Origin of the sequence: Streptomyces tagetis, assembly GCF_018069565.1 — a bacterium.
Taxonomy (GTDB): Bacteria; Actinomycetota; Actinomycetes; order Streptomycetales; family Streptomycetaceae; genus Streptomyces; species Streptomyces tagetis.
Map to the genome: position 1 here is coordinate 157,324 of NZ_JAGPNL010000008.1, position 26,996 is coordinate 184,319.

Here is a 26,996-nt window from a genome sequence, read left to right on the forward strand (position 1 = left end):
GCGGCCCCCACCGTCGGCGTGTCGGCAGTCGGTCGGGGGACACGCCCGGCGACACGCCCGGACCCGGGTTCGCCCGCGGCCGTGACCGTCAGGTGCCCGGCGGGCGGGTCGCGTAGAAGACGACCGCCGAGGCGGCGGCCACGTTGAGGGAGTCCACGCCCGCGTCCATGGGGATGCGGACGTGTTCGTCGGCGGCGTCGAGCGCCACGCGGGTCAGGCCGTCGCCCTCGGTGCCGAAGAGCAGGGCCAGTCCGCCGTGTTCCCGGGCGGCGAGGTCGTCGAGCGGGACGGCGCGGTCGCTCAGGCAGAGCGCGGCGACGGTGAACCCGGCGGCGCGCAGCACCTCGATGTCGTACGGCCAGGACTCCAGGCGGGTCCAGGGCACCTGGAAGACGGCGCCCATCGAGACCTTGACGGACCGTCGGTAGAGCGGGTCGGCGCAGCGCGGGGTGAGGAGGACCGCGTCGACGCCGAGGGCGGCGGCGTTGCGGAAGGCGGCGCCGATGTTGGCGTGGTCGACGATGTCCTCGAAGACGGCGACGCGTCGCACCGGACGTCCCGCGCGGCCGGGCGGCCGTCCGCCGGTCAGGGTGTTCAGCAGCTCGGCGGCGGCCGGCAGCGGTTCGCGGTGCATGGCGGCCAGCGCGCCGCGGTGCACGTGGTAGCCGGTGACCTGCTCGGCGAGGGCCGGGTCCACCAGGTACACCGGCGCGGGCGTCGTGTCGATCACGTCGCGCATGACGTCGAGCCACTTGGCCGACAGCAGCAGGGAGCGCATCCGGTGGCCGGCCGCCAGCGCCCGCCGGATGACCTTCTCGCCCTCGGCGATGTAGAGGCCCTCGGCGGGTTCGCGGCGGCGGCGCAGCGCGACGTCGGTCAGGTCGGTGTAGTCGCCGAGGCGCGGGTCGCCCGCGTCCTCGACGATGACGGGCTCGGCCATGTCACGCCGTCCCCGCCGGGCCGACCCGGACGACCTCGCCGACGACGATGACCGCGGGCGGCCGGATCTCCTCGGCGACGACCGTCTCGGCGACCGTGGCGAGGGTGGCGTCGACCCGGCGCTGGGCGGCGGTCGTGCCCTCCTGGACCAGCGCGACCGGCGTGTCGGGGGACCTGCCGTGCGCGACGAGGGTCTCGGCGATCCGGCCGATCTTGTCGACGCCCATGAGGACGACCAGCGTGCCGGTGAGCCGGGCGAGGGCCGGCCAGTCGACGAGGGAGCGCTCGTCGTCCGGGGCGACATGGCCGCTGACCACGGTGAACTCGTGGGCGACGCCCCGGTGGGTGACCGGGATGCCTGCCGCGCCGGGCACCGAGATCGAGCTGGAGATGCCGGGGACGACGGTGCAGGGGATGCCGGCCTCGGCCAGCGCCTGCGCCTCCTCCATGCCCCGCCCGAACACGAAGGGGTCGCCGCCCTTGAGGCGCACCACGGACTTGCCCTGCTTGGCGTGGTCGATCAGCGCGTTGTTGATGGCCTCCTGGGCCATGAACCGCCCGTACGGGATCTTCGCCGCGTCGATCACCTCGACGTGCGGCGGGAGTTCGGCGAGGAGGTCGCGCGGGCCGAGCCGGTCGGCGATGACGACGTCGGCCTCGGCGAGCAGCCGCCGGCCCCGGACGGTGATCAGGTCCGGGTCGCCGGGGCCGCCGCCGACCAGGGCGACGCCGGGGGTGCGGGTGCGGTGGTGCGGGGCGACGAGGGTGCCGTCGCGCAGGCCCTCCACGACCGCGTCGCGGATGGCGGCGGTGTGCCGGGGGTCGCGGCTGCGCGCCCGGGTGGTGAGCACGGCGACCGTCACCCCCTCGCTGGTGCCGGTGGCCGGGGTCCAGGCGGTGGCCCGGTCGGCGTCGTCGGAGCGGACGCACCAGACACGGTGGCGTTCGGCCTCGGCGGAGGCGGCGTCGTTGGCCTCGGTGTCGCCGGTGGCGATCAGGGCGTACCAGGCGTCGGCGAGGTCGCCGGACGCGTACCGGCGCCGCTCCCAGGTGATCTCCCCGGTGTCCGCCATCGCCTCGACCGAGGGGGTCGCCTCGGGCGAGACGAGCAGGACGTCGGCGCCCGCCGCGACCAGGGCGGGCAGACGGCGCTGGGCGACCTGTCCGCCGCCGAGCACGACCACACGGCGGCCGAAGAGGCGGAGACCTACGGGGTAGGCGGGGTGTTCGGCCATGAGGGCAGGCTCCTCGTCCTGGCGGTGCGGTGGGGCGCTGCGGCTCTGGAGCAGCCCTGACGTGCGCATTCTATCGAGCGGTACGGAAGGGATGAGGGGTGGCGGGCCGGCGGCGGGGGCGGGGCGGGCGGGCCGTTCGCCGGCCGCGCCGCCCCTCCCCCGCGGCGGGTCACTTCTCGGTGACGCCCGCCGAGTCGAACGTCGCCACCTCGTGCATCGCCCGTGCCGTGCTCTGCACCATCGGCAGGGCGAGCAGGGCGCCCGTGCCCTCGCCGAGGCGGAGGTCGAGGTCGACCAGGGGGCGCAGGCCGAGCTTGTTGAGCGCGGCGACGTGGCCCGGTTCGGCGCTGCGGTGGCCCGCGATGCAGGCCGCGAGGACCTCGGGGGCGATGGCGCGGGCGACGAGCGCCGCGGCACCGGCGCTGACACCGTCCAGGATCACCGGGGTGCGCAGGGAGGCGCCGCCGAGCAGCAGGCCGACCATGGCCGCGTGTTCGAGGCCGCCGACCGCGGCGAGGACGCCGATGGGGTCGGCCGGGTCGGGCTGGTGCACGTCGAGGGCGCGGCGGACGACCTCCGTCTTGCGGGCCAGCGTCTCGTCGTTGATGCCGGTGCCGCGCCCGGTGACCTCGGCGGGGTCGGCGCCGGTGAAGACGGAGATCAGGGCGGCGGACGCGGTGGTGTTGGCGATGCCCATCTCGCCGGTGAGCAGCGCCTTGTTGCCGGCCGCCACCAGGTCGCGGGCGGTCTCGATGCCGACCTCGATGGCCTGCTTGGCCTCCTCGCGGGTCATCGCGGGGCCGGTGGTCATGTCGCCGGTGCCGGAGCGGATCTTGCGGGGCAGCAGCCCGGGGGTGGCGGGCAGGTCGGCGGCGACGCCGACGTCGACGACGCACACCTCGGCGCCGACCTGGGCGGCGAAGGCGTTGCAGACCGCGCCGCCGCCGAGGAAGTTGGCGACCATCTGCGCCGTGACCTCCTGCGGCCAGGGCGTGACGCCCTGGGCGTGCACCCCGTGGTCGCCGGCGAAGACGGCGACGGCCGCGGGTTCCGGGACGGGCGGCGGGCACTGGCGGGAGAGTCCGGACAACTGGGCGGAGATGATCTCCAGCATGCCGAGCGCGCCGGCCGGCTTGGTCATGCGCTTCTGCCGCTCCCACGCCGCGCCGAGCGCCTTGGCGTCCAGCGGGCGGATCTGCGCGACGGTCTCGGCGAGCAGGTCGTGCGGGTCCTCGCCGGGCAGGGCGCGGCGGCCGTACGTCTCCTCGTGGACGACCCACGACAGCGGGCGGCGCTTGGACCAGCCGGCCCGCATCAGCTCGGGTTCCTCCGGGAACTCGTCGACGTACCCGACGCACAGGTACGCGACGGCCTCCAGGTGCTCGGGCAGGCCGAGCGTGCGGACCATCTCGCGTTCGTCGAAGAAGCTGACCCAGCCGACGCCGAGGCCCTCGGCGCGGGCCGCCAGCCACAGGTTCTCGACGGCGAGCGCGGAGGAGTAGGGCGCCATCTGCGGCTGGGTGTGGCGGCCCAGGGTGTGCCGGCCGCCGCGGGTGGGATCGGCGGTGACGACGATGTTGACCGGGGTGTCGAGGATGGCCTCGATCTTCATTTCCTTGAACTGCTTGGCCCGGCCCTTGGGGAGGGACTTGGCGTAGGCGTCGCGCTGGCGCATCGCCAGTTCGTGCATGGCCCGCCGGGTGTCGGCGGAGCGGATCACGACGAAGTCCCAGGGCTGCGAGTGGCCGACGGAGGGCGCGGTGTGGGCGGCCTCCAGGACCCGGAGCAGCACCTCGTGCGGGATGGGGTCGTCGCGGAAGCCGTTGCGGATGTCACGGCGTTCGCGCATGACCTTGAGGACGGCTTCGCGTTCGGCGTCGTCGTACGGGGGTGCGGCGGGGCCGGTGGGGCGGGGCGCCTCGGCCGGGGCCGGCTCGTGCGGGCCGTCCTCGCCCTCGGCCGCCGCCGGGGCCGGGTGGTCCGCCTGGCCGGAGGCCCGGGTGTCCAGGTCGCCGGCGTGCTGGAGCAGCGCGGGGCCGTCCTCGCGCGGGGCGGGGACGGTGGTGCCGGGCGGCTGCTCGCCCTGCTGCGGCAGGACGGTGGGCTGCGGCGGGGTCGGGGCGAGGTGGGGGGTGGTGGGCACCTGGCCCTCCACCGGCACGAACCGGCCGACGGGCTGGTCGGGGTGGGGCATGAAGGTCTCCGCGGGGTCCGCCGCGCGCGGGGCGTGGGCGGCCGTCAGGGTCTGGGGACCCTGGGCCGGCTCCGCCCCCGGTACGGGGGCCCCGGTCACGGCCTGCCCGTCGGCCGCCTGTCCGGCGGGGGCCGGGAGTGCCTGGGGGGACGGCTCGGTCAGGGGGGTGGTGGATGTGGGGGTGGGGGTGCCGGGGGCCTGGACGCCGGGTTCGGGGGCGGGAGGGTGCTGCGGGGCCGGGTCCGCACCGGCGCCCCGCGGGGCCTGCCGGCCGGCCGCCTCGGCGGGGGCCGGTGTGGCGCCGTCCGTCTGTGACGGGGCGCCGGATGCGGGGGTGTGCCCGCCCGGCTCCGCGGTGGCGGGCTCGGGGACGACGGCGGGCGCGGTCGGGACCGGCTCCGGGGTCGCCACGGCGACGGGAGCCTCGACGACCGGTACGGCGTCACCCTGGGCGGCCTCGGGGACGGGGACGACCGTCGGGCCCTGGGGGGCGTCCGGGGCCTGCGGGGTGTCCGGCGCATGCGGGGCGTCCGGCGCCTGGGCGACCTCAGCGGCTGCTGCGGCGTCAGAGGCCGGGGCGGTGACCGGGGTCGGGGTGCCGGGGGCCTGTGCGGTGACCGGAGCCGGGGCGGCATCCGGGGTCGGGGCGGGGGCCGTGGCCTGGGCGGTGACCCGAGCCGAGGGGGCATCCAGGGTCGCGGCGGTGCCCGAGGCCGGGGTGGTCTCCGGGGCCTGGACGGTGACCGGAGCCGAGGGGGCATCCAGGGTCGCGGCGGTGCCCGAGGCCGGGGTGGTCTCCGGAGCCGAGGGGCCATCCGCGGTCGGAGCAGTGCCCGAGGCCGGAGCGGCGCCCGAGGCCAGGGTGGTCTCCAGGGTCGGGGCGGTGCCCGTGGCCGGGGCGGTCTCCGGGACCTGGGCGGCGTCCAGGGCCTGGGCAGCTTCCGGGGCGGCATCGGCTTCCAGGGCCTGGGCAGCTTCCCGGGCGGCATCCGCTTCCGGGGCCTGGGCAGCCTCGGGAGCCGGTACGGGGTCGGCGGCCTGCGCGAGGTCCGGGCCGGGAGCCGCCTTGGGTGCGGGTACGACGTCCGGGCCGGGTACGGCCTCGGGTGCGCCGACGGGGTCCAGGGGCTGGACAGCGTCCGAGGCGGGGGCGACGGCCTGGGCCTGGAGGGCATCGGGCGCGGCGGTGACACCCTCAGCCGGAGCGCCCTCCGGCACGGGGGCGGCTTCCGGGGCCTGAGCTGCGCCCGGGGCCTCTCCGGCCTCCGTGGCGGGCTCGGCGCCCGGCACCTCGGCACCCTCGGGTGCCCCGGCGGTGCTCGGCGCCTCGGAGTCCGAGGAGGTGGCCACGGGGTCCTGCGGGGACGCGACGCCAGTTGCCGCCTCCGAGCCCGGCCCGGCATCCGGAGCCTGGGCGGCGTCCGGAGCCTGGGCGGCGTCCGGCGCGGGAGCGGCCTCGGCCGCAGGCACGGCGTCCGGCGCCTCGACAGCCTCCAGTGCCTGACCGCCCTCCGGGCTCTGGGCAGCCTCCGGCGCCTGGACGGCACCCGGCTCCTGGGCAAGGTCAGCAGCCTCGGCCGCCTGGGCGACGTCCGTGCTCTCGGCACCGTCCGAAGCCTCGGCCGGCGCCTCGACAGCCTCCCGCCCCAGGACACCCTCCGGCGCGGACACGCTCTCCGCGGCCTCGCCGACCGGCACCACCGCGGCATCCGACGCGCGCGCGGCCTCAGGAGCCTCGGCGGCATCCGACACGGACGCGGCGTCGGATGCCTGAGCGGCCTCCGCGGCAGGGTCCGTACCGGGCGTCTGTATGGCCTCCGGAGCCGTCACCGGTTCCGGCGTGGGCGCGGCGGCGGGCTCGACCACCGCATCGGCGCCAGGCGCACCCGTCCCCTCCTCGGCCCCTCCGGCCACCGGACCCGACGCCCCCTCAGCAGGGGCGGCGGCCCCGGCCTCTGAGGCCGCCTCAGGCACACCGGGGGCCACCGCCACCGGACCGTTTGCCTGCGGAGCGGCCACGCGGGCGACCAGGGCCTGGGCCGCGCCCATCGTGTCGTGGACCGAAGCCGGAGCCGGAGCGGGAACCGGAGTCGAAGCCGAAACCGGCGCCGGAACAACCGTTTCCCCTGCCGTCCCCCCGGAAGCCACCGGACCCACCGGCGTCACCACGGAAGCGGAAGCCGCCGGAGTCCCCGGAGTTGACGGAGCCGCCGGGGGTACGGGGCCCGCCACGGCCGGCTGCGCGACCCACGGCGTCGCCCCCTGCGCGGGCGCCCCCGCCGGCGGCGGGACGTCGAGGTACTCGGGGCCGGTGGTCGCCGGGCCGGGGTGGCGGACCGGGATGTCGGCCGGGCCGCGCTCGGCGAGGTGCCGGACCGGGCTCGCGGAGGTGTCCGGGATCGGCGGGCCGAGGTGCAGCGGACGGCGCGGCGGGACCGGGACGGACGGACGCGACGGGCGGACGGCACCGAGGTCGACGGAGCCGGTGTCGCGGCCGGAGATCTCGTGCGGGCCCGGCTGGTGCACGGTCTCGACGACCGGCTCCGGCGCGGGCGGCGCGACTTCGTTGCCCCAGGCGCTCTGGGCTCCCGGCAGCAGCAGGTCCTCGTCCTCGGCGGTGGTCTCGGAGAGGTAGGTGTACGCACCGGGCGCGGGGGCCCCCGGATGCTCCACCGTGCCTGCGGTCTCCGGCAGCCCCTCGCCCGGGATCTGGCCGGTGTCGGTCATGCGTACCCCTCGCCCATCGGTTTGTGCCTCTACGACCAGCTCGCCCGGGACGGCGCACCGACCGCCCCGCAGTGAAGAACGAGCGTGCGTGCCCAGCGGCACGAACGACCCGCCGGAAATGACGACAAAGCCACTCGGTGGCATTGTGGCGGGCGTTGCCCCGTCAGGACACCGTGATCCGTGACGGTCCGCTGTGGACTGCGCCACGTTGCGCGTCCTCCGGTTCTGCCGTACCACACCCCGCCTCAGAACTGGCGGGTTTTCCGGACATTGGACGACGAAGCATCGCGTGTCCGAGTGCGGTACAACAATCCGCCAGCTTACCCCGCGCGGTACGACAAGCCGATCACGGGGCGCGGTGCGAAAGCCCCCCGGCAGGCACCCGCCCTACCCCCGGCCGACACCCGTCCGGCACCCGGCCGGCCCCCGCCCGACCCCCGGCCGGGCGCTGGTCAACGAGGGGCTTCGCGCCGCGGGATCTCCGCGCTGAGCAGGAAGACCACGCTCCGCTCCGTCTCCGTCCAGGCGCGGGTGTCGAGTCCGACGGACTGGAGGAGCGCGCACTCGACCCGGTATCCGTGCTCGGTCAGGTCGCGGCCGACGCGTTCGGCGTCGTCGCGGGTCGCGGCGTGGGCGACGATGCGCTGGGGGCGGCGGTCGGCCACCGCGGAGACGACCCGGGCGCCCCCGCCGCCGATCCGGACGACGTCGGGTTCGGGCAGGTCCTCCAGGACGTGCGGGGCGGTGCCGCGGACGATCTGGAGCTGGACGCCGAAGCGGCGGGCGGCGGCGTCGGTGCGGGCGCAGGCGTGCACGTCGCGGTCGACGGCGATGACGGCGGCGCCGGCGCGGGCGGACTCGGTGGCGAAGGCGCCGCTGCCGCAGCCGATGTCCCACACGAGGTCGCCCAGGCGTGGTCCGAGGCGGGCGAGCTGGGCGGTGCGGAGCAGTTCGGTCTCGCCCTCGCCGAAGGGGCCGGTGTACGCCTCGGACGGCAGCGACCAGCCGCGGGGTCCGGCGGCCGGGTCGCGGCCGGTGATCCAGCCGTCGGCGGCGGGGGCCTGGCCGGGGGTGCCGCCGGCGACGACGACCACGTTGGGGTCGCGCCAGGTGTGGTCGGCGGCCCTGTCGGAGGTGACGACGGTGACGCGTTCGCGGTCGGTGCCGAGTTCCTCGCAGATGACGAAGGTGCGGTGCACGCCCTCCATCAGGAGGCCGAGTTCGGCCGGACCGGCGCCCGGGGAGGTGAGGACGGCGACCTTGGGGTGGGCGCGGCACACGTTCACGGCGCGGCGCAGGGTGCGCGGGTGGGCGACGACGACCTGGGCGTCGTCCCAGGGCATGCCGGCGCGGGCGAAGGCGGTGGCGACCGAGGAGACGGCGGGGACGACCTCGACCTCCAGGCCGAACTCGGGGACGCGCAGGGTCCGTACGACACCGAAGAAGCCGGGGTCGCCGTCGGCGAGGACGACGGCCGTGCCGCGGTGGGCGGCGATGCGGCGGGCGGCGAGGGCGACGCTGCCGAGGCGGATGCGTTCGGCGGCGGGGGGCACTTCCGGCAGTGCCAGATGGTGGGCCGCGCCGGCCACCAGGGTGGCGGCGCCGAGGGCGGCGCGAGCTGCCGTGGTCAGCGGCGAGCCGTCCCAGCCGATCACCGTGACCCGGTCGGCCATCGTCGTCAGTCTCCAGGGTTTGCGCAGGTCGTGGTCGCGGAGCCGCCCGAGGGGCGGGGCTCCGTGAGGGTACCTGGTCCGCCGTCGTGACGTGGCCGCGGCGCCGGGGCCCTCGTAGGTCAGTTCCAGTCGGTGAAGGTGGTGAAACCGCTGTCGGCCAGTTGTTCCGCGGCGCCGTCCAGGTCCTCGGGGAGCAGGCTCCAGACGATGAGGTCGGTACGGACGTCGCTCCAGGTGCCGTCCTCGGCGCGGACGTGCGCTATGCAGGCGTTGCGCAGGACGCCCTCGCTGATGCAGCCGATCTTCTGGGCGACCTGCTGGGCGGCGGTGTTGTCGGCGGCGGTGCGCAGCTCGACGCGCTCGAACTTCTGGTCGCCGAAGAGCCAGTGGGCGGCGGCGAGGGCGGCCTCGGCCGCGTAGCCCTCGCCGCGGGCCCAGGGGGCGACGATGTACGACAGTTCGGTGGACCTGACGTGCCAGTCGGTGCGGGTGAGGCGGACGACGCCGACCAGGCGCTGGGTGAGGAACTCGGTGACGGCGAGGTCGAGCCCGCGGCCGGCGACGCGTTCGCCGGGGGCGTCCTCGGTGATCCAGACCTGTGCGTCCTGTTCGCCGAAGGGCTGGGGGACGTCGGTCCAGGCGCCGGTCTGCTCGTCGTTCATCATCGCCGCGAGGGCGGGGACGTCGTCCTCGTCGAGGGGGCGCAGCACCAACCGCTCCGTGCTGATGGAGATGGTGGGGAAGGTGCTCGTCATGCGCCGCTCCGTAACCTGTGTGACCGTCAGGGACTGTCGAACTGCCCAGCATGCAGCATGAAAGCACGCAACCGCACCACGGGGTCCACTCCGGGCGGAGCGGACCCCGTGGTGCGGCGGACGGGATCAGAAGGAGGCGATGACGGCGCCGTCGTACTTCTCCTCGATGAACTTCTTCACCTCGGGCGAGGTGAGCAGCTCGGCGAGCTTCTTGACGCGCGGGTCGTCCTCGCGGCCCTTCTTGACGGCGAGGAGGTTGCTGTTGGGGTTGTTCTCGGCGGACTCCAGGACGAGGGCGTCCTTCGCCGGCTTGAGGTCGGCCTCGATGGCGTAGTTGCCGTTGACGACCGCGGCGTCGACGTCGTCCAGGGAGCGCGGCGTCTGGGCGGCCTCCAGCTCCTTGAACTTCAGCTTCTTCGGGTTGTCGGTGATGTCGGCGGGGGTGGCCGCCGTGCCGACGCCGTCCTTGAGCGTGATGAGCCCGTTGGCGGCGAGGAGCTGGAGGGCGCGGCCCTCGTTGACCGTGTCGTTGGGAACGGCGATGGTCGCGCCGCTCTTCAGCTCGTCGGCCTTCTTGATCTTGTGGGAGTAGAGGCCGAGCGGCTCCAGGTGCACGTCGACGACGGAGACGACGTTGGTGCCGTTCTTCTTGTTGAAGTCGTCGAGGTACGGCTGGGTCTGGAAGTAGTTGGCTCCCACGGAGCCGTCCTCCGTCGCCGTGTTCGGCGTGACGTAGTCGGTGAACTCCTTGACCTCCAGGTCGAGACCGGCCTTCTTCGCCAGGTTGTCCTTGACGAAGTTGAGGATCTCGGCGTGCGGGGTGGGGCTCGCGGCGACGATCAGCGGGCCGGAGGTGTCGGAGGCGGAGTCCTTGTCGGAGCCGCAGGCGGTGAGGCCCAGCGTGAGGGCTCCGGCGGCGAGGACGGCGGTGGTGATCTTGGCGGTGTTACGCACGAAAAGTGCCTTTCCTGAGGTGGTGCGACCCCGTCTCGGTGATACGGGGAGTCTGGGGAGTCTGGGGACGGGCGGGGTCTAGGCGACCTTGCCCGCGTCGGCCGGGGCCGGCTTCCTGGGGCGCAGCAGTCGCAGCGCGGGGGCCGTCGAGGAGCCGGCGCCGCGGCGGTGCAGGGTGCGGGCCGCGAAGTCGCCGGCGAACTGGATGGCCGAGATGGCGACGGCGAGGACGGCGACGGTGACCCACATGAGGCCGGTGTCGAAGCGCTGGTAGCCGTAGCGGACGGCGAGGTCGCCGAGTCCGCCGCCGCCGACGGTGCCGGCCATGGCCGAGTAGCCGATGAGGGCGATGACCGTCGTGGTGGTGGAGGCGATGAGCGACGGCAGCGCCTCGGGGACGAGGACCTTGCGGACGACGGTCCAGGTGTTGCCGCCCATGGCCTGGACGGCCTCGACGAGCCCGTGGTCGACCTCGCGGACGGCGGTCTCGACGAGCCGCGCGAAGAACGGGATGCCGCCGATGGCGAGGGGCACGATGGCGGCGCTGCTGCCGATGGTGGTGCCGGTGACCCAGCGGGTGAAGCTCATCAGGGCGACCATGAGGATGATGAACGGCAGCGAGCGGCCGATGTTCACGATCTGCCCGATGACCCGGTTCACCAGGACGTTCTGGAGCAGGCCGCCCTTGTCGGTCAGGACGAGCAGGATGCCGAGGGGGAGGCCGCCGGCGACGGCGATCAGGGTGGACCAGCCGACCATGATCAGGGTCTCCTGGCCGGCCTCGGCGAGCAGCGGCTGCATCTGGGACCAGGTCACTTGGCACTCTCCTTGACGAGGACCGGCTCGGCGGCGGACTCCACGACGTCGATCTGGAGGCCCTGTTCGCGCAGGAAGCCGACGGGCACGACGTTGTCCTCGTAGCGGCCGGGGAGTTCGATGCGCATCCGGCCGATCTGGAGGCCGCCGACGGTGTCGATGGCGGCGCCCAGGATGGAGATGTCGATGTTGTACGTGCGGGCGAGCTGGGAGATGACCGGCTGGGTGGCGGCCTCGCCGTGGAAGGTGACGTCGAGGACGGTCCGGTCGGCGGCGCTCGCCTCGCCGCCCACCGGGAAGAGGGCGGAGGCGAGTTCGGAGCCCGGGGTGGCGAGGAGTTCGCCGACGGTGCCGGACTCGACGATCCGGCCGTGTTCCATGAGGGCGGCGGAGTCGCAGACGCTCTTGACGACGTCCATCTCGTGGGTGATGAGCAGGACGGTCAGCCCCAGTTGCCGGTTGAGGTCGCGCAGCAACTGGAGGATGGAGCGGGTGGTCTCCGGGTCGAGGGCGCTGGTGGCCTCGTCGGAGAGGAGGACCTTGGGGTCGCCGGCCAGGGCGCGGGCGATGCCGACGCGCTGCTTCTGTCCGCCGGAGAGCTGGGCCGGGTAGGACGTGGCCTTGTCGGCGAGCCCGACCAGGTCCAGCAGGTCCAGCGCCTTGCGGGAACGTTCCTTCCCCGTGATGCCCAGGATCTCCAACGGCAGCTCGACGTTGTCCCGCACCGTCCGCGAGGAGAGCAGGTTGAAGTGCTGGAAGACCATGCCGATACGGCTGCGCGCCTGCCGCAGCGCCCGGCCGGCCCGGGGGCCGCGGCCGGCGAGCGCGGTGAGGTCCTCACCGGCGACGGTCACCGTGCCGGAGGTGGGGCGCTCCAGGAGGTTGACGCAGCGGATGAGCGAGGACTTGCCGGCGCCGGACTGGCCGATGACGCCGAACACCTCGCCCTCGCGGACGTGCAGGTCGACGCCGTCCAGGGCGGTGACCTCGCGGCCGCGTGAGCGGTAGACCTTGGTGAGGCCCGATGTGGTGATCACGTGGGTTTCCGTCACTGTCGAGTGCGCGGCGCGTCAGGTGACGCCGGGCACGGGGGCGTTGTTCTTCGGGGGGCTTCGGAACGCGGCACGGTTCTCGCCGTGGCGAGTGGACCGGGGGGAGAAACGTGTGCGCGGGGCGTGGGCCATCGCGTGCTGCGGTGCACGGCGGCGGACCCGGGCCGTCGCTCGCTTCGGGGCGCGAGTCTCAGGTGGTGCGGGGGCCCTCTAGCAGGCGCACATTCGACACATGCGACGAGCACCGGGCGTCATCATCGCCTCGGTCGCGGGGGTGCGGTCGCTCGTCGTGCTCATGCGGGCCAGTAAAGCAGACCCGCGACCGGGAGCGGACACCGTTGTCCGCATGGTGGACAGACGTGGACGGTGCCCGGTTCCCGGGCGGCGCGGTTCAGCCCCGGACGGATATCTCCACGCCCGCGTCGGTGACCAGCAGCGACAGGGCGGAGAGGTCCTCGACCACCAGGTCGGCGTCGAGTTCGCCGGCCGGGTGGGTTGTGGCCAACGCCACGGTGGTCATGCCGGCGGCCTTGCCCGAGCGGAGTCCGGCGGGGGCGTCCTCGAAGACCACGCAGGCCGCCGGGTCGACGCCGAGGGCGCGGGCGCCGAGCAGGTAGGGCTCGGGGTCGGGCTTGCCGCGGGTGATGTCGGCGGCGGTGACGAGGGTGGTGGGGGCGATGCCGGCCGCGCGGAGGCGGGCCTCGGCCAGGCGCCGGGTGGCCGAGGTGACGACGGCCCACGGGACGGTGCCGCCGGCCAGGGCGCCGAGGACCTCGCGGGTGCCGGGGAGCGGGCGGGCGCCGCCGTTGGGCACGTCCTCGACCTCCAGGTCCTCGATCCGCGCCACCGCCCGGTCGACGAGGTGGGCGGGCAGCAGGTCGGCGGCGATCTCCGCCGCCGTGCGCCCGTGCAGTTCGACGCGCGCGAACTCCTCCGCGGTGACCCCGTACTCACCGGCCCACCGCGTCCAGCAGCGGCGCACGGATTCGAGGGAGGAGACGAGGGTTCCGTCGTTGTCGAACAGCAGGGCCTGGGCGTGGATCTTCATGTCCCCGACCCTACGGCGGCGCCCGCGGAACCCGGCCGGGCGGGGAGCGCGCCCCGATCCCCCGGCGCCGGGCGGGGTCGCGCGCGGGGGGCCTTTTGGCCCGTAATAGGGTCGCATCCATGGTTGACGTCCTGACGCTGGTGACCGGTGTCGCCGCGCTGCTGCTCGCCGCCTGGTGCGGCTGGGCCGCCTACCGTGACCAGCCGACGAAGGACTGGCACTTCATCGGCATGGCCGTGGTCTCGCTGCTGGCCGTGGTCCAGCTCGTGATCGGCGTGGTGCGACTGGCGCGGGGCGAGAAGCCGGAGCAGGGCACGGCGATCTTCGTGGCGTACCTGCTGGGCGCGTTCGCCTGCGTACCGGCGGCGGCGTTCATGTCGCTGGCCGAGCGCACCCGCTGGGGCTCGGTGACGGTCGCCGCCGGCGGTGTCGTCCTCGCCGTGCTGGAGGTGCGACTGTATGACATCTGGGGAGGCTGAGATGGTGGCGACCGGGGAGAAGCCGGCCCGGACCCGGCTGAGCGGCGGGCCCGGCATCCTGCTGGTCTGGCTCTACGGGGTCATGGTGGTGGGCGCGGTGTCGCGCTCCGTCTACCAGATCGCCACCGAGTTCGACCGGGCGCCGCTCGCCTACACGCTCTCGGCGCTGGCCGGCCTCGTCTACGGCTTCATCACCTACACCCTGGTGCGCGGCGGGGAGACGGCGCGCAAGGCCGCGGTGGTGTGCTGCGCCGCCGAGCTGGTGGGCGTCGTGACGGTCGGCACCTGGACCCTGGTGGAGCCGTCCGCGTTCCCGGACGCGACCGTGTGGTCGGAGTACGGGATGGGCTACCTCTTCATCCCGGTCCTGCTGCCGCTCTCCGCCCTGTACTGGCTGCGCAAGGGCCGCGCGGCGTAGGCCGGGGCCCCGGCATGGGCCGGGGCCCCGGCATGGGCCGGGGCCCGGGTGCCGCTCAGGCGGTGGCCGCGTAGGTCTCCGCCGGCTTCTCCAGGACGATCATCGGGACGCCGTCGTCGCCCTGCGCGGTGCCGACCCGCTCGTACCCCACGCGCCGGTAGAGCCGCAGGTGGCCCTCGCTGCGGTGCCCGGTGTGCAGCCGGAAGCGCTTGGCTCCGCGCTCCTCCGCGAGGGCCGCCTCGGCGGCGCGCAGCAGGCGGGCGCCGATGCCGTGGCCCTGGAGGCGGGGGTGGACGCAGAGCTTGCCGATGGCGGCGGCGCCGTCCTCGGAGACCCGGCCGCGCACCGCGCCGATCACCTCGTCGCCGAGCCGGGCCACGACGACGCAGTCGCCGGCGACCTCCGCGCGGACGGAGTCGAGGCTCTGCACGAGCGGGTCGATGCGGTAGTTGCCGTACAGCGCCGCCTCGCTCTGGAAGCAGAGGTACTGCAACCGGAAGATCTGCTCGGCGTCCTCGTCGGTCGCCGCCGAGATGGTCACGCTCATGCCCATGTGCGCATGCCTCCCGCTCACCTGATCACCTGTGGGTCCCCCACTCCTATCCCCCGCCTCAGCGGGCCGCAACCTCCGGAGTCAGCAATCTCCGCAGACATCCCAGACATCGGGAACGTTCCGGACCGAGACTGCCCTGTGAGATACCCAACTCCCCCGCGATCTCCCGGTAGGTGAGGTCTCGCGGGGAGAACAGGGCCTCCAGCAGCCGGGGGCAGCGGCCGGGCAGCCGGTCCACGGCCTCGCGCAGGACGCGGCGGCGGGCGGCGGCGAGGGCGAGCTGTTCGGGGCCGGGGTCGGCGGCGTCGGCCGGTTCCCGCGCGTAGGGCCGCTCGGCGCGGGCGGTACGGCGGGTGCGGCGGGCCTCGAAACGGACGGCGCTGCGCAGCCAGCGGTGCGGGTCGCGGGGCGGGCCGTGGGCGCTGAGGCGTTCCAGGAGGCGGAGCCAGACCGCCTGTTCGAGGTCGCCGGGCTCGGCCCCGACGGCATATGCCTCGGCCGCGGCCTCCGCGGTGAGCAGCGGGCCCAGCGAGACGACCAGGTCGTGCGTCATGTGCGAGGCGACGCGGCCACCCGCCCGGTGGGTTGCGCGGGCGGCCCGACGCCATCCTTACAGGGGGTTGCGTGCCTTAGCGGTTGACGTCCGCGCGGGCCAGCAGGGCGGTGTCCGGCTGGTCGGTGAAGACGCCGTCGATGCCGGTGGCGAAGTACGCCCGGAAGGCGCCGAAGGCGTCACCGTACGCGTCGGGGTCGCCGCCCTCGCGGAACTCGGCGGGCAGGAAGGGGTTTTCGTTGCGCATCGTGTACGGGTGCAGGACGAGGCCGGCCCGGTGGGCGTCGCGCACCAGGCCGGTGGGCCGGGTGAGGCGGCCGTCGGCACCGCGCGGGACGACGAGGTCCAGGGTGGGCCCGATGCCCTGCGCGTACGAGGCGATCTCGCGCAGCCCGGCCGGGGTGATCAGGTCGGCGGTGGTGCGCGGGTCGCCGGCCTCGACGAAGTCCCAGGGGCGGCTCTTCGCGTCGGAGAGCAGGACGACGAGCGGGTTGCCGACGAGGGCGCGCATCCGCTGGACGCTGGTGGGCTCGAAGGACTGGACGATGACGGGCGAGTCCTCGCGGTCCTTGCCGTACCGGCGCAGCAGCCCGGCCAGGCGCTCCTCGGTGCTAAGACCCAGGGAGCGGAAGTAGGCGGGGTGCTTCAGCTCGGGGTAGATCCAGACCGTCGTGCCCCGACGGCGGCTCTGCTCGTCCTGCCAGCGGAGCACCTCCTCGAAGGTCGGGATCGGCCAGCGGCCGTCGTAGAGGGTGTTGTGCGGGCGGTTGGCCGGGATGCGCTCGGTGGCGCGCAGCCTCTTCAGCTCGGCGAGCGTGAAGTCCTCGGTGAACCAGCCGGTGGTGGGGACCCCGTCGAGCACCTTGGTGCGCCGGCGCCCGGCGAACTCGCGGTGGTCCGCGACGTCCGTGGTGCCGCCGATCTCCGGCTCGTGGCGGCAGACCAGGTGGCCGTCACGGGTGGGGACGAGGTCGCCGGCCTCGACGACGTCGGCGCCCAGGTCGAGGGCGAGCTGGTAGGAGCCGAGCGTGTGCTCGGGCCGGTAGCCGCTGGCGCCGCGGTGGGCGATGACCGTGGGGACGGGCAGGCTCCGCAGCCCGCCGCGGCCGGGGCCCTTGCCGCTCCCGGCGGGCGCGGCGTTCGCGGTGCCGGCGTGGGCCGTCCCGGCCGCCCCGAGCACGGCGCCGCCCGCGCCGAGCACCGCCGCGCCGAGCAGGGCCCGCCGCCCCGTACCGCCCGCACGCTCCGCCGTGCCGTCCTGCTGCCGTCCGTCCTGCCGCCGTCCGTCCTGCCGCCGCTTCGCCATGACGCCCTCCTGCCGTGTGACCACCGTCGGATGCGCGCCGATCGTAGGGGCGCGTACATGACCATCGGGGGACCGTGGCCGGAACGCGCGGGGGTGGCGGGGTGTCGCCTCGGCGAGCGGGTGACGCGGTCGGCTGACGGCCCGTCGGGCACGGGGCGCGACACCGGACGCGGCCTGCCTCACCTCGCCGTGCCCCCGCCGGACGCCGCCCCACGGCGTGTCGGGCCGGTGAACGCGTGTCAACACGGTGCGGGAGATCCGTGAACCCGACGTGCGCCACCCCCCTGACCGCGAGTAATGTCCTCACCTGCACAGAGTCGTACCGCATACCCGACACCGGAGGACCCGTTGTCCCGCTTCGCGTTCATCAAGGCAGTGCTCGGTCCGCTCATGCGCTTGATGTTCCGCCCACGGGTGGAGGGCGTGGAGCGCATCCCCGGTGACGGCCCGGTGATCCTGGCCGGGAACCACCTGACCTTCATCGACTCGGTGATCCTGCCGATCGTCTGCGACCGCCAGGTCTTCTTCATCGGCAAGGACGAGTACGTCACCGGCAAGGGGCTCAAGGGCCGGCTGATGGCCTGGTTCTTCACCGGCGTCGGCATGATCCCGGTCGACCGCGACGGCGGCCGGGGCGGGGTCGCGGCGCTGATGACGGGCCGCCGGGTGCTGGAGGAGGGCAACGTCTTCGGCATCTACCCGGAGGGCACCCGCTCCCCCGACGGCCGCCTCTACCGGGGCCGCACCGGCATCGCGCGGCTCACGCTGATGACCGGCGCCCCGGTGGTCCCGTTCGCCATGATCGGCACCGACAAGCTCCAGCCGGGCGGCAAGGGCCTGCCCCGGCCGGGCCGGGTCACGGTGCGCTTCGGCGAGCCGCTGGAGTTCTCCCGCTACGAGGGCATGGACCGCGACCGCTACGTCCTGCGGGCGGTGACGGACTCGGTGATGACCGAGGTGATGCGGCTCTCCGGCCAGGAGTACGTGGACATGTACGCGAGCAAGGCGAAGGCCGCGTAGGACCGCGAGGACGTGCGACGGGCGGGCCGCTGGAAAGCGGCCCGCCCGTCGTCCGTCCCGGGACCGGACCGGAGCCGCCCGGAGGGTGCCGGGCTCAGCCCGGACCGGACCGAGACCGGAACCGGACCGAGGCCCGAACCGGGCGAAGGACGGAACCGGGCCAAGGCCCGAACCTGGCCCGAACCGGACCCAGGCCCGAACCGGGCCGGGAGACGGAACCTGGCCGGGAGACGGAGCCTGGCCGCGAGACGAACCGCCCCCGGCCCCCGGCGCGGGGCCCCGGGCCGGGCCAGACCCTGCCCCCCCCGTAGCGGGGGGCCGGACCAGGCCCTGACCCCCGCTACGCCGGTCCGGCGCTCTCGCCGTCGCCCAGGCGCTGGCCGCGCAGCAGGTGCCAGGCCGCGCCGGCGGCGGCCAGCAGGACCACGGCGCCCGCGCCGGCGGCGAGGGTCAGCCCCTCGACGAAGGAGTCGCGGGCCGCGTCCAGCATCGCCCGCGCGGTCTGCGCCGGCAGCGCGCCCGCCGCCTCCACCGCGCCGCCCAGCGACTCGTGGGCCGCCGCCGGGGTGCCCGCCGGGCCGGTGAAGTCCCGGTAGACCCCGTTGACGATGGAGCCGAGCAGGGCGATGCCGAGCGCGGCGCCGAGTTCGTAGGCCGTCTCGGAGACCGCGGAGGCGGCGCCGGCCTGCTGCGGGGGCACGCTGGAGAGGATCACGTCGGAGGTGACCGTGAAGGCGAACCCGGCGCCGAGCCCGACGAAGAGCAGGGCCGTGCCGAGCATCGGGTAACCGGTGTGGCGTCCGATGGTGGTCAGGGCGGCGAGGGCCAGCCCGACCGCCGCGAGTCCGCCGGAGACCACGACGCGGACCGAGTACCGCCGGGCCGCGCGGCCCGCGAGGAGTCCGGCCGCCACCGCGCCGACCGCGGCGGGCAGTTCGGCGAGACCCGCCTCCAGCGGCGAGCGGTCCTGCACCAGTTGCAGGAACTGGGAGAGGAAGAAGACCAGCCCGGAGAGGCCGAGGATGGTGAGCAGGTCGGCCAGGACCGCGCCGCTGAACCCCCGGCCGCGGAAGAGCCGCACGTCGAGCAGCGGATGCGGCAGGGTGAGCTGGCGGCGCACGAACGCGTACAGCGCGGCGGCGCCGACCAGGCCCGCGGCCGGGATGTTCCAGCCGAAGCCGTGCGCGGCGGCCTCCTTGATCGCGTAGACCACGCCGACCAGTCCGGCCATGGAGAGCACGACGCTCGGCAGGTCCCAGGGGCCGGGCCGCGGGTCGCGGGACTCGGGCAGCAGCCGGGCGCCGACGGCGACCAGGACGGCCATCACGGGCAGGTTGATCAGGAAGACCGAGCCCCACCAGAAGTGCTCCAGCAGGAATCCGCCGACGATCGGGCCGACCGCCATGCCGGCCGAGGCGGTGGCGCCCCAGATGCCGATGGCGAGGCTGCGCTCGCGCGGGTCGTGGAAGAGGTTGCGGATCAGCGCGAGTGTGGCGGGCATGAGGGTGGCGCCGGCGACGCCGAGCAGCGCACGGGCGGCGATCAGCAGCTCGGGGCTGGTGGCGTAGGCGTTGAGGACCGAGACGAGGCCGAAGGCGGTGGCACCGGCAAGGAGGACGCGCTTGCGTCCGATCCGGTCGCCGAGGCTGCCCATGGAGACGAGCAGTCCGGCGATCACGAAGGAGTAGACGTCGCCGATCCACAGCAACTGGGTGCCCGTCGGGCGCAGGTCCTCGCTGATGAAGGGGGTGGCGAGCCCGAGCACGGTCGCGTCGACGGCCACCAGCAGGACGGCCAGGACCAGGACGGACAGTGCCAGCCAGCGGCCGGGGCGCCCCTGTTCCCGTGTTTCGGGGGCCGGCCGCAGGGTGCGGGTCATGAGGTCTCTCTCCGGAGCGCGCCGCCGAGCAGCAGCTCGACGATCATGTGGGTGAGGTCGTTGCGGGCGAGGCGGCCCTCGGAGACCGCCCAGGCGCCGGAGGCCAGCAGGCCGTAGAGCGCCTCGGTGAGCCAGGCCGGGGTGAGGTCGAGGCGGAACTCGCCGCTTTCCTGGCCGCGGCGGAAGAGGGCGGCGACCCGCTCGTCCAGCTCCGTCCAGCCGGCGTTCTGCTCCTCGCCCTCGAAGAGCTGGTTCTCCGTGTAGAGGAAGGCCAGCAGGCCCGCGTGGGGCTCGATCGCGGCCACCAGCCGGCGCACCGCGTCCGCGGCGGTGCCCTCCTCGGTGCGGGCGGCGTCCAGCGCGGCCCCGCACGCGGCGATGCCGTGCGCCTCCAGTGCCCGGACGAGCGCGTCGCGCCCGGCGAACTGGCGGTGCAGCGTGGCGCGGCTGATGCCCGCCGCCCTGGCCACCTCGTCCATGGTGGCGGTGGCCTTGCGGGTCAGCAGGTCCGCGGCGCTGCGGAGCACGTGGTCACGATCGACAGCCATGAGACGACAGTAACCCATGTGAGACAGTGATGTCTCATCCGGGGCATACGGGTCTCACGGCGACGGCGGAGGGAAACGGCCGTCCGCCCCGGGCCTGGGCCTGGCCGGGCGGGCCCGTCCGCCCCGGACCTGGGCCGGGCCCCGGGTCAGTGCCAGGGCAGCCGGCCGCGCCGCTCCCAGTAGGCGCGCGGGTCCTCGGCCAGGCCGGCGAGGCGGGTGAGCTGGTCGTCGGTGAGGTCGACGACTGCGGCGTGCAGGTTGGAGGCGAGCTGGAGGGCGGTGGCGGCGCCGGAGAGGACGACGCCCGCCCACGGCTGCCGCAGGGCGAGCGCCAGGGCCACCGCGTCGCAGCCCTGACCGGTCTCCCCGGCCACCGCCCGCAGTTCCTCGGGGGCCTCGGGACCGGCCAGCCGGCCGTTGGCCATGCCCTCCTTGACGATCACCGTGAGGCCGGCCTCGTGGGCCTCGGCGAGGGCGGGCGCCGCGGAGGTCTCCAGGGCGTTGTAGGTGGACTGCACGGTGCGGAAGAGCGGCTCGTCGTCGACGCGGACGGCGAGGGCGGCGCGGATCGCGGCGGCCTGGTCCGGGCCGCTGGTGGAGAAGCCGACGGTGTGGCCCCGCCCGGCGGCCTCGGCGAGCCGGGCGTGCAGCTCCCGGTCGGTGAGGGCGGGGCTGTCCGGGGTCACCGAGTGGATCTGGTACAGGTCGAGCCGGTCGCCGAGCAGCGCCTCGGACTCGGCGCTCTGGCGCTCGTAGGCGGCGAGGGAGTGGTCCTTGACCTCGTGCCGCTCGGCGTCGGCGGACCAGTCGGCGGTGTACGTGTAGCCCCATTTGCTGCCGACCACCACGTCGGCGGCGTCGGGCCGCCGGGCGAGCCAGTCGGCGAGGAACTCCTCGGAGCGGCCGTAGGAGCGGGCCGCGTCGACGTAGCGGACGCCCTGGGCGTAGGCGGCGTCGAGGAGTTCGTGGGTGCGGGTGCGCAGCGCGTCGACGGTGCGCTCGGGCGGCAGGTCCCGGTCACGGCCCAGGTTGATGTAGCCGGGCCGCCCGACGGCGGCGAGTCCCAGGCCGAGGCGGCTGGTCGGGGTCGTGGCCGAGGCCAGTCGGGCGAAGGGCATCACGGGCTCCCGTTCGGTCGTCTCCTGGCGGTTGCCGGACCAACGTAACCCGTGATGCCCCCGCCTCACCTCACCTGCGGGCGTCCGCCCAGGCGTGCTGCGCCGCCACGTCGGCCTTGACCTCGGCGAGCTGGACGGCGACCGCCTCGGGCGCGGTGCCGCCGCGTCCGTTGCGGGAGGCGAGGGCGCCGGGGACGTTCAGGACGGTGCGCACCTCGGGGGTGAGGTGGGCGGAGATCTTGGCGAACTGCTCGTCGGTCAGCTCGTCGAGTTCCTTGCCCTCGGCCTCGGCGGCCTTGACGCACTCGCCGGCCACCTCGTGCGCGACGCGGAACGGCACGCCCTGCTTGACCAGCCACTCGGCGATGTCGGTGGCGAGCGAGAAACCGGCCGGGGCCAGCTCCTCCATGCGCTCGCGGTGCACGGTGAGGGTGGCCATCATGCCGGTGAAGGCGGGGAGCAGGACCTCCAACTGGTCGATGGAGTCGAAGACCGGCTCCTTGTCCTCCTGGAGGTCGCGGTTGTACGCGAGCGGCAGCGCCTTGAGGGTGGCCATGAGGCCGGTCAGGTTGCCGATCAGACGGCCGGACTTGCCGCGGGCCAGCTCGGCGATGTCCGGGTTCTTCTTCTGCGGCATGATCGAGGAGCCGGTGGAGAAGGCGTCGTGCAGGGTGACGAAGGAGAACTCCTTCGTGTTCCAGATGATGATCTCCTCGGCGATCCGGGAGACGTTCACGCCGATCATCGCGGTGACGAAGGCGAACTCGGCGACGAAGTCCCGGGAGGCCGTGCCGTCGATGGAGTTGGCGGCGCTGCCGTGCTCGAAGCCGAGGTCGCGGGCGACCGCCTCCGGGTCCAGGCCGAGCGAGGAGCCGGCCAGCGCGCCCGAGCCGTACGGGGAGACCGCGGTCCGCTCGTCCCACTGGCGCAGCCGCTCCGCGTCCCGGGAGAGCGCCTGGACGTGGGCGAGGACGTGGTGGGCGAAGAGCACCGGCTGGGCGTGCTGGAGGTGGGTGCGGCCGGGCATGGCCACGTCCGGGTGGGCCTCGGCGAGACCGACCAGGGCGTCCTGGAGGTCGGCGATCAGCGCGCCGAGGACCCGGGCGTGGTCGCGCAGGTACATCCGGAAGAGGGTGGCGACCTGGTCGTTGCGGGAGCGGCCGGCGCGCAGCTTGCCGCCCAGGTCGGGCCCGAGGCGCTCCAGCAGTCCGCGCTCCAGGGCGGTGTGCACGTCCTCGTCGGCGATGGTGCCGGTGAAGGCGCCGGAGGCGACGTCGGCCTCCAGCCGGCCGAGCCCCTCGATCATGCGGGTCAGCTCGTCCTCGGTGAGCAGTCCGGCGCGGTGCAGCACGCGCGCGTGGGCACGCGAGCCGGCGATGTCGTAGGGCGCGAGCCGCCAGTCGAAGTGGACGGAGGCGGACAGCTTCGCCAGGGCCTCGGCGGGACCGTCGGCGAAACGGCCGCCCCAGAGCCGTACGTCACCGCTGTTGCTGCTCACTTGCGTGCTCCTCGGGAGGGGTGCGGATGTGCCACCGCCTCCCCGCGCGGTGCGGGGAGGCGGTCGCCAGGCTAGTGCGTGCGGGGCTCTGCCCCGGGGTTACGCGAGGTCCCGCTTGGCGGCGATCTTCGCGGAGAGGCTGTAGATGTCGATGAAGCCCTTGGCGGCGGCCTGGTCGAAGCTGTCGCCGGTGTCGTAGGTGGCGAGGTTGAAGTCGTACAGCGACGACTCGGAGCGCCGGCCGGTGACGACGGCGCGACCGCCGTGCAGGGTCATCCGGATGTCGCCGGTGACGTGGCGGTTGGCCTCGTCGACGAAGCCGTCCAGGGCGCGCTTGAGCGGGGAGAACCACAGGCCGTCGTAGACCAGTTCGCTCCAGCGCTGCTCGACCTGCCGCTTGTAGCGGGCGAGTTCGCGCTCGACGGTGACGCTCTCCAGCTCCTGGTGGGCGGTGATCAGGGCCATCGCGCCGGGGGCCTCGTAGACCTCGCGGGACTTGATGCCGACCAGGCGGTCCTCGACCATGTCGATCCGGCCGATGCCCTGGGCTCCGGCGCGCTCGTTGAGCTGCTGGATGGCCTGGAGGACGGTGACGGGCTTGCCGTCGATGGCGACCGGGACGCCCTCCTTGAAGGAGATGATCACCTCGTCGGCCTCGCGGGCGGCGGCCGGGTTCTGCGTGTACTCGTAGATGTCCTCGATCGGGGCGTTCCAGATGTCCTCCAGGAAGCCGGTCTCGATGGCGCGGCCGAAGACGTTCTGGTCGATCGAGTACGGGGACTTCTTGGTGGTGGCGATGGGCAGGCCCTTGTCCTCGCAGAAGGCGATGGCCTTGTCGCGGGTCATGGCGTAGTCGCGGACCGGGGCGATGCACTTCAGGTCGGGGGCGAGGGCGACGATGCCGGCCTCGAAGCGGACCTGGTCGTTGCCCTTGCCGGTGCAGCCGTGGGCGACGGTGGTGGCGCCGTGCTTCTGGGCGGCGGCGACGAGGTGCTTGACGATGGTCGGCCGGGACAGGGCGGAGACCAGCGGGTAGCGGTCCATGTAGAGGGCGTTGGCCTTGATCGCCGGGAGGCAGTACTCGTCGGCGAACTCGTCCTTGGCGTCCGCGACCTCGGCCTCGACGGCACCGCAGGCGAGCGCGCGCTTGCGGATGACGTCCAGGTCCTCGCCGCCCTGGCCGACGTCCACGGCAACGGCGATGACCTCGGCGCCCGTCTCCTCGGCGATCCAGCCGATGGCGACGGAGGTGTCCAGACCGCCGGAATAGGCGAGTACGACGCGCTCGGTCACGGGTTTCTCCTTACAGTGCATTCGCTGACATGCATGAGTATGCAGAACTCCGCATGATTCGTCAATCCCGGGGGTCACTGAACGGCCGCGGGCCCCCTTCCGTACCCCCGGTCGAGCGCGGACGCATGCCGGTCCGCGCACCGTGGCCGCCCCGCGAAGCGCCGGCCGGGGCGGCCACGGGAGGCGCGAGGACGTCGGCCGGCACCCGCCCGGCGCTCCCGCCGGGCGCACACCGGACCGGCCCGGACGGACCTCCCGGGCTGCCGCCCGCGCCGCCCCCGGCTACGTTCGGCACCATGCGCCCCGGTCTCCTCCCCGACCTCCTCGCTCTCCTCGCCGCCTCGGCCCTGCTCGCCCTGACGGGGGCGGCCCCCGCCGCCGGGGCGCCCGCCGCGCCGCTGCCGGACCGGATGGCGGACACCGGCGGCGGCACCCAGCTCGTCACCGCCGTCGCCCCGGACCTCGGCTCCACCTCCGGCACGCTCACCTGGTGGGAGCGCCGGGACGGGCGGTGGGTGGCGGCGGGCACCGCGCCCGCCCGGTTCGGCGCCCGCGGCCTCGCCGACGGCGCCACCCGCGTCCAGGGCACCGAGACCACCCCGACCGGCCTGTACGACCTGCCGTACGCCTTCGGCACCGCGCCGGCGCCTGCCGGGACGGCGTACCGCTACCGGCCGGTGGGCCCCGACTCCTGGTGGTGCCAGGACAACGCCTCCCGCGCCTACAACCGCTGGAGCGAGCCGCTCGCCGCCGACTGCGCCGCCGCCGAGTCCGAGCGCCTGGCCGGCTATCCGGTGCAGTACGCCCACGCCCTGGTCGTCGGCTTCAACTACCACCGTCCGGTGCGCGGGCGCGGGGCGGGCATCTTCCTGCACGTCGACGGGCGCGGGGCGACCGCCGGCTGCGTCTCGGTGCCGGCCGAGGCGATGCGGCGCATCCTGCGCTGGGCCGACCCGGCGGCCCGTCCGCACCTGGCGATCGGGACGGCACAGGGTCCGACGGCCCTCGCCCGCGCCTGACCTCGCCGGGCACCCGGGGCACGCCTCGCGGGGCCCGCGCGGACCTCCCCCGCCCGGCCTCCCGGGCCACCCCGGGGCAGGCCGTGCCGAGGCCCGCGCGAACCGGCCCCGACCAGTACCCGGAACGGCTGAACGCGGGGGCGGCGGCGCGCGTATCTGTGGTCCAAGGGCCAAGTCCCCACGGAGGAACCGTGACCACCACGCTCGCCGGCGGCCGTGCCGCCCGCCGCCAGACGATGCGCCGCATCCGTCCCCGCCGATCCCCGGCCGTCCCTTTGCTGCTCGCCGTATGGGCGGGCGCGGCGGGTGTGTTGTGGCTGTGGTGGCGCAACACACCCGCCATCTCCGACGACGCCGGCCGGCTCGTGAACGCGGGGCGCATCACCGGTCTGCTGGCCGGCTACCTGATGGCCCTCGTGGTGCTCCAGATGGCCCGGGTCCCCGCCCTGGAGCGGCGGGTGGGCTCCGACCGGGTGGCCCGCTGGCACGCCATGAGCGGCCGGTACACGCTCTGCCTGGTCGTCGCCCACGTCTTCCTGACGATGTGGGGGTACGCGGCGCAGGCCGGCAAGGGCCTCGGCGACCTGGTCGCGCAGACGGTCTCCTCCGTGAACGGCCTGCCCGACATGGGCAAGGCCGCCATCGGCACCGGAATCCTGGTCTTCATCGGCCTGATCTCCATCGGCCCGGTCCGCCGCCGCATCCCGTACGACGCCTGGTACCACGTGCACCTGCTCACCTACGTGTCGGTGTTCCTGACCTTCTGGCACCAGCTCACCACCGGCAACGAGTTCGCCGTGGACCCGGTCGCCACGACCGTCTGGTACGCGCTGTACGGGACGGTGACCGCGCTGGTGCTCTGGTACCGGGTGCTGACCCCGCTGCGGCTGAACCTGCGGCACCGGATGCGGGTCGAGGCGGTGATCGAGGAGGCGCCGGGGATCGTGTCGGTGCTGATCACCGGCCGCAAGCTGCACCGGATGGGCGCGGAGGCCGGGCAGTTCTTCCGCTGGCGCTTCATGGCCCCGGGGATGCGCTTCAGCTCGCACCCGTACTCGCTGTCGGCCGCCCCGCGCCCGGAGCGGCTGCGGATCACCGTGAAGGCGATCGGCGACCACAGCACCCGGCTGCGCGAGCTGACCCCCGGCACCCGGGTGTGGGCGGAGGGCCCGTACGGGGCGATGACCGCCCAGCGCCGCAGCCGCGGCAAGGTGCTGCTGGTGGCGGGCGGGGTCGGCATCACGCCGATGCGGGCGCTCTTCGAGACGCTGCCCGGCGCCGCCGGTGACATCACCCTGCTCTACCGGGCCAACAGCACCCAGGAGCTGGCCCTCTGGGACGAGCTGGCCCGGATCGCCGAGGAGCGCGGGGCCCGGCTGATGTACGCGGTCAACAGCCCGGACGGGGAACGCCCGGACATCTCGGCGGACTCCCTGCGCCGCAAGATCCCGGACGTCGACCGGCACGACGTCTTCATGTGCGGGCCGCCCGGCTTCGCCCAGTCGGTGTACGAGGCCCTGCGCGGTGCGGGGGTCCCGGCCCGCCGTATCCACCACGAGTCGTTCGAGATGTGAGCGGCGCGGACCGGACGTTCGACCGCCGGGGGCCTCGGGGCCCCCGGGGAACCATGAATCAGGAGTTTGCGAAGCGATGAGGAAGAGCCACCCCGTCCGGCGGGCGGTGCTGGCCGGCGCCGCGACCGTGTCCGGGATCGTGCTGCTGCTGTCCCTGAAGCCGGCGTCCGACCCCGGCTCGGTGTCGGCGGCGGGCACGGCCCCGCCGGCGGCGGCGCAGCCGCAGGGCGGCCGGGGCGCCGGCGACGGCACGGTCACCGGCGACGCGGCGAACACCCAGTACGGCCCGGTGCAGGTGCGGCTCACGCTGGCCGGGGGGAAGGTCACCGCCGCGGAGGCGGTCCA

At 74.6% G+C, this 26,996-nt stretch carries 22 protein-coding genes and 1 pseudogene; 6 read left to right on the forward strand and 17 right to left on the reverse strand.

Annotated features, from left to right (window positions below; translation table 11 throughout):
* Positions 1 to 88: 88 nt before the first annotated feature.
* From J5Y05_RS25085 to J5Y05_RS25125, 9 genes are all read right to left on the reverse strand, one after another.
* Complete coding sequence (locus J5Y05_RS25085) at positions 89 to 940, reverse strand: TrmH family RNA methyltransferase (protein WP_210875344.1); 852 nt, start codon at positions 938 to 940, stop codon at positions 89 to 91.
* Between the two features lies 1 nt (position 941).
* Complete coding sequence (gene cobA / locus J5Y05_RS25090; RefSeq protein ID WP_210875534.1) at positions 942 to 2,174, reverse strand: uroporphyrinogen-III C-methyltransferase; 1,233 nt, start codon at positions 2,172 to 2,174, stop codon at positions 942 to 944.
* A 169-nt stretch (positions 2,175 to 2,343) separates the two neighbouring features.
* Entirely contained in the window at positions 2,344 to 7,095 is a 4,752-nt protein-coding gene (gene cobT / locus J5Y05_RS25095; RefSeq protein WP_210875345.1) for a nicotinate-nucleotide--dimethylbenzimidazole phosphoribosyltransferase, read from the reverse strand.
* Between the two features lie 452 nt (positions 7,096 to 7,547).
* Positions 7,548 to 8,768, reverse strand: coding sequence for a precorrin-6y C5,15-methyltransferase (decarboxylating) subunit CbiE (gene cbiE, locus J5Y05_RS25100; protein WP_210875346.1), 1,221 nt, complete (start codon positions 8,766 to 8,768; stop codon positions 7,548 to 7,550).
* A gap of 119 nt (positions 8,769 to 8,887) precedes the next feature.
* Positions 8,888 to 9,523, reverse strand: coding sequence for a GNAT family N-acetyltransferase (locus J5Y05_RS25105; protein WP_210875347.1), 636 nt, complete (start codon positions 9,521 to 9,523; stop codon positions 8,888 to 8,890).
* 126 nt (positions 9,524 to 9,649) lie between these two features.
* On the reverse strand, positions 9,650 to 10,477 hold the full coding sequence (locus tag J5Y05_RS25110; RefSeq protein ID WP_210875348.1) for a MetQ/NlpA family ABC transporter substrate-binding protein: 828 nt from the start codon (positions 10,475 to 10,477) through the stop codon (positions 9,650 to 9,652).
* 78 nt (positions 10,478 to 10,555) lie between these two features.
* The gene (locus tag J5Y05_RS25115) at positions 10,556 to 11,293 is read right to left on the reverse strand and encodes a methionine ABC transporter permease (protein WP_210875349.1); all 738 of its coding nucleotides are present in this window, start codon (positions 11,291 to 11,293) and stop codon (positions 10,556 to 10,558) included.
* Positions 11,290 to 12,330: a methionine ABC transporter ATP-binding protein gene (locus J5Y05_RS25120; RefSeq protein WP_210875350.1), complete on the reverse strand. Its 1,041-nt coding sequence runs from the start codon at positions 12,328 to 12,330 to the stop codon at positions 11,290 to 11,292. The genes J5Y05_RS25115 and J5Y05_RS25120 overlap by 4 nt, the downstream gene beginning before the upstream one ends.
* 406 nt (positions 12,331 to 12,736) lie before the next feature.
* Positions 12,737 to 13,393: an HAD family hydrolase gene (locus tag J5Y05_RS25125; protein ID WP_210875351.1), complete on the reverse strand. Its 657-nt coding sequence runs from the start codon at positions 13,391 to 13,393 to the stop codon at positions 12,737 to 12,739.
* Between the two features lie 119 nt (positions 13,394 to 13,512).
* Here J5Y05_RS25125 and J5Y05_RS25130 point away from each other — a divergent pair, with 119 nt between their 5' ends.
* A complete protein-coding gene (locus tag J5Y05_RS25130) occupies positions 13,513 to 13,872 on the forward strand; it encodes a hypothetical protein (protein WP_210875352.1) in 360 nt (119 codons plus the stop codon).
* Between the two features lies 1 nt (position 13,873).
* Complete coding sequence (locus tag J5Y05_RS25135; protein WP_210875535.1) at positions 13,874 to 14,290, forward strand: hypothetical protein; 417 nt, start codon at positions 13,874 to 13,876, stop codon at positions 14,288 to 14,290.
* A gap of 55 nt (positions 14,291 to 14,345) precedes the next feature.
* Here J5Y05_RS25135 and J5Y05_RS25140 read toward each other — a convergent pair whose 3' ends face one another.
* From J5Y05_RS25140 to J5Y05_RS25150, 3 genes are all read right to left on the reverse strand, one after another.
* A complete protein-coding gene (locus J5Y05_RS25140; RefSeq protein WP_210875536.1) occupies positions 14,346 to 14,843 on the reverse strand; it encodes a GNAT family N-acetyltransferase in 498 nt (165 codons plus the stop codon).
* A gap of 58 nt (positions 14,844 to 14,901) precedes the next feature.
* Positions 14,902 to 15,396, reverse strand: coding sequence for a sigma-70 family RNA polymerase sigma factor (locus J5Y05_RS25145; protein WP_210875353.1), 495 nt, complete (start codon positions 15,394 to 15,396; stop codon positions 14,902 to 14,904).
* Positions 15,397 to 15,472: 76 nt separating this feature from the next.
* Positions 15,473 to 16,702, reverse strand: a complete 1,230-nt coding sequence (locus J5Y05_RS25150; RefSeq protein WP_210875354.1) for a glycerophosphodiester phosphodiesterase — start codon at positions 16,700 to 16,702, stop codon at positions 15,473 to 15,475.
* A 390-nt stretch (positions 16,703 to 17,092) separates the two neighbouring features.
* Between J5Y05_RS25150 and J5Y05_RS25155 the strand changes: the two genes are divergently transcribed.
* A complete protein-coding gene (locus tag J5Y05_RS25155) occupies positions 17,093 to 17,722 on the forward strand; it encodes a lysophospholipid acyltransferase family protein (RefSeq protein WP_247615280.1) in 630 nt (209 codons plus the stop codon).
* Positions 17,723 to 18,062: 340 nt separating this feature from the next.
* Here the strand turns inward: J5Y05_RS25155 and J5Y05_RS25160 are convergent, their stop codons facing one another.
* The 5 genes from J5Y05_RS25160 to J5Y05_RS25180 all read right to left on the reverse strand — a co-directional run bounded on the left by J5Y05_RS25160 (position 18,063) and on the right by J5Y05_RS25180 (position 24,058).
* Positions 18,063 to 19,601 carry an MFS transporter gene (locus J5Y05_RS25160; protein ID WP_210875356.1) on the reverse strand — a complete coding sequence of 513 codons (1,539 nt, stop codon included), beginning with the start codon at positions 19,599 to 19,601 and terminating at the stop codon, positions 18,063 to 18,065.
* Entirely contained in the window at positions 19,598 to 20,149 is a 552-nt protein-coding gene (locus J5Y05_RS25165) for a TetR/AcrR family transcriptional regulator (protein WP_210875357.1), read from the reverse strand. Before J5Y05_RS25165 ends, J5Y05_RS25160 begins: the two co-directional genes overlap by 4 nt.
* 146 nt (positions 20,150 to 20,295) lie before the next feature.
* Positions 20,296 to 21,267 carry an aldo/keto reductase gene (locus tag J5Y05_RS25170; protein WP_210875358.1) on the reverse strand — a complete coding sequence of 324 codons (972 nt, stop codon included), beginning with the start codon at positions 21,265 to 21,267 and terminating at the stop codon, positions 20,296 to 20,298.
* A 70-nt stretch (positions 21,268 to 21,337) separates the two neighbouring features.
* Positions 21,338 to 22,765 carry an argininosuccinate lyase gene (argH, locus tag J5Y05_RS25175; RefSeq protein WP_210875359.1) on the reverse strand — a complete coding sequence of 476 codons (1,428 nt, stop codon included), beginning with the start codon at positions 22,763 to 22,765 and terminating at the stop codon, positions 21,338 to 21,340.
* 99 nt (positions 22,766 to 22,864) lie between these two features.
* Positions 22,865 to 24,058, reverse strand: a complete 1,194-nt coding sequence (locus J5Y05_RS25180) for an argininosuccinate synthase (RefSeq protein WP_210875360.1) — start codon at positions 24,056 to 24,058, stop codon at positions 22,865 to 22,867.
* Between the two features lie 296 nt (positions 24,059 to 24,354).
* Between J5Y05_RS25180 and J5Y05_RS25185 the strand changes: the two genes are divergently transcribed.
* From J5Y05_RS25185 to J5Y05_RS25195, 3 genes and pseudogenes are all read left to right on the forward strand, one after another.
* Positions 24,355 to 25,077: a L,D-transpeptidase family protein gene (locus tag J5Y05_RS25185; RefSeq protein ID WP_210875361.1), complete on the forward strand. Its 723-nt coding sequence runs from the start codon at positions 24,355 to 24,357 to the stop codon at positions 25,075 to 25,077.
* A 191-nt stretch (positions 25,078 to 25,268) separates the two neighbouring features.
* Positions 25,269 to 26,651 (forward strand): ferredoxin reductase family protein, encoded by a 1,383-nt coding sequence (locus tag J5Y05_RS25190; protein WP_210875362.1) that lies wholly within the window; start codon positions 25,269 to 25,271, stop codon positions 26,649 to 26,651.
* Between the two features lie 76 nt (positions 26,652 to 26,727).
* Positions 26,728 to 26,996: pseudogene (locus tag J5Y05_RS25195) on the forward strand (FMN-binding protein); the annotation flags it as partial.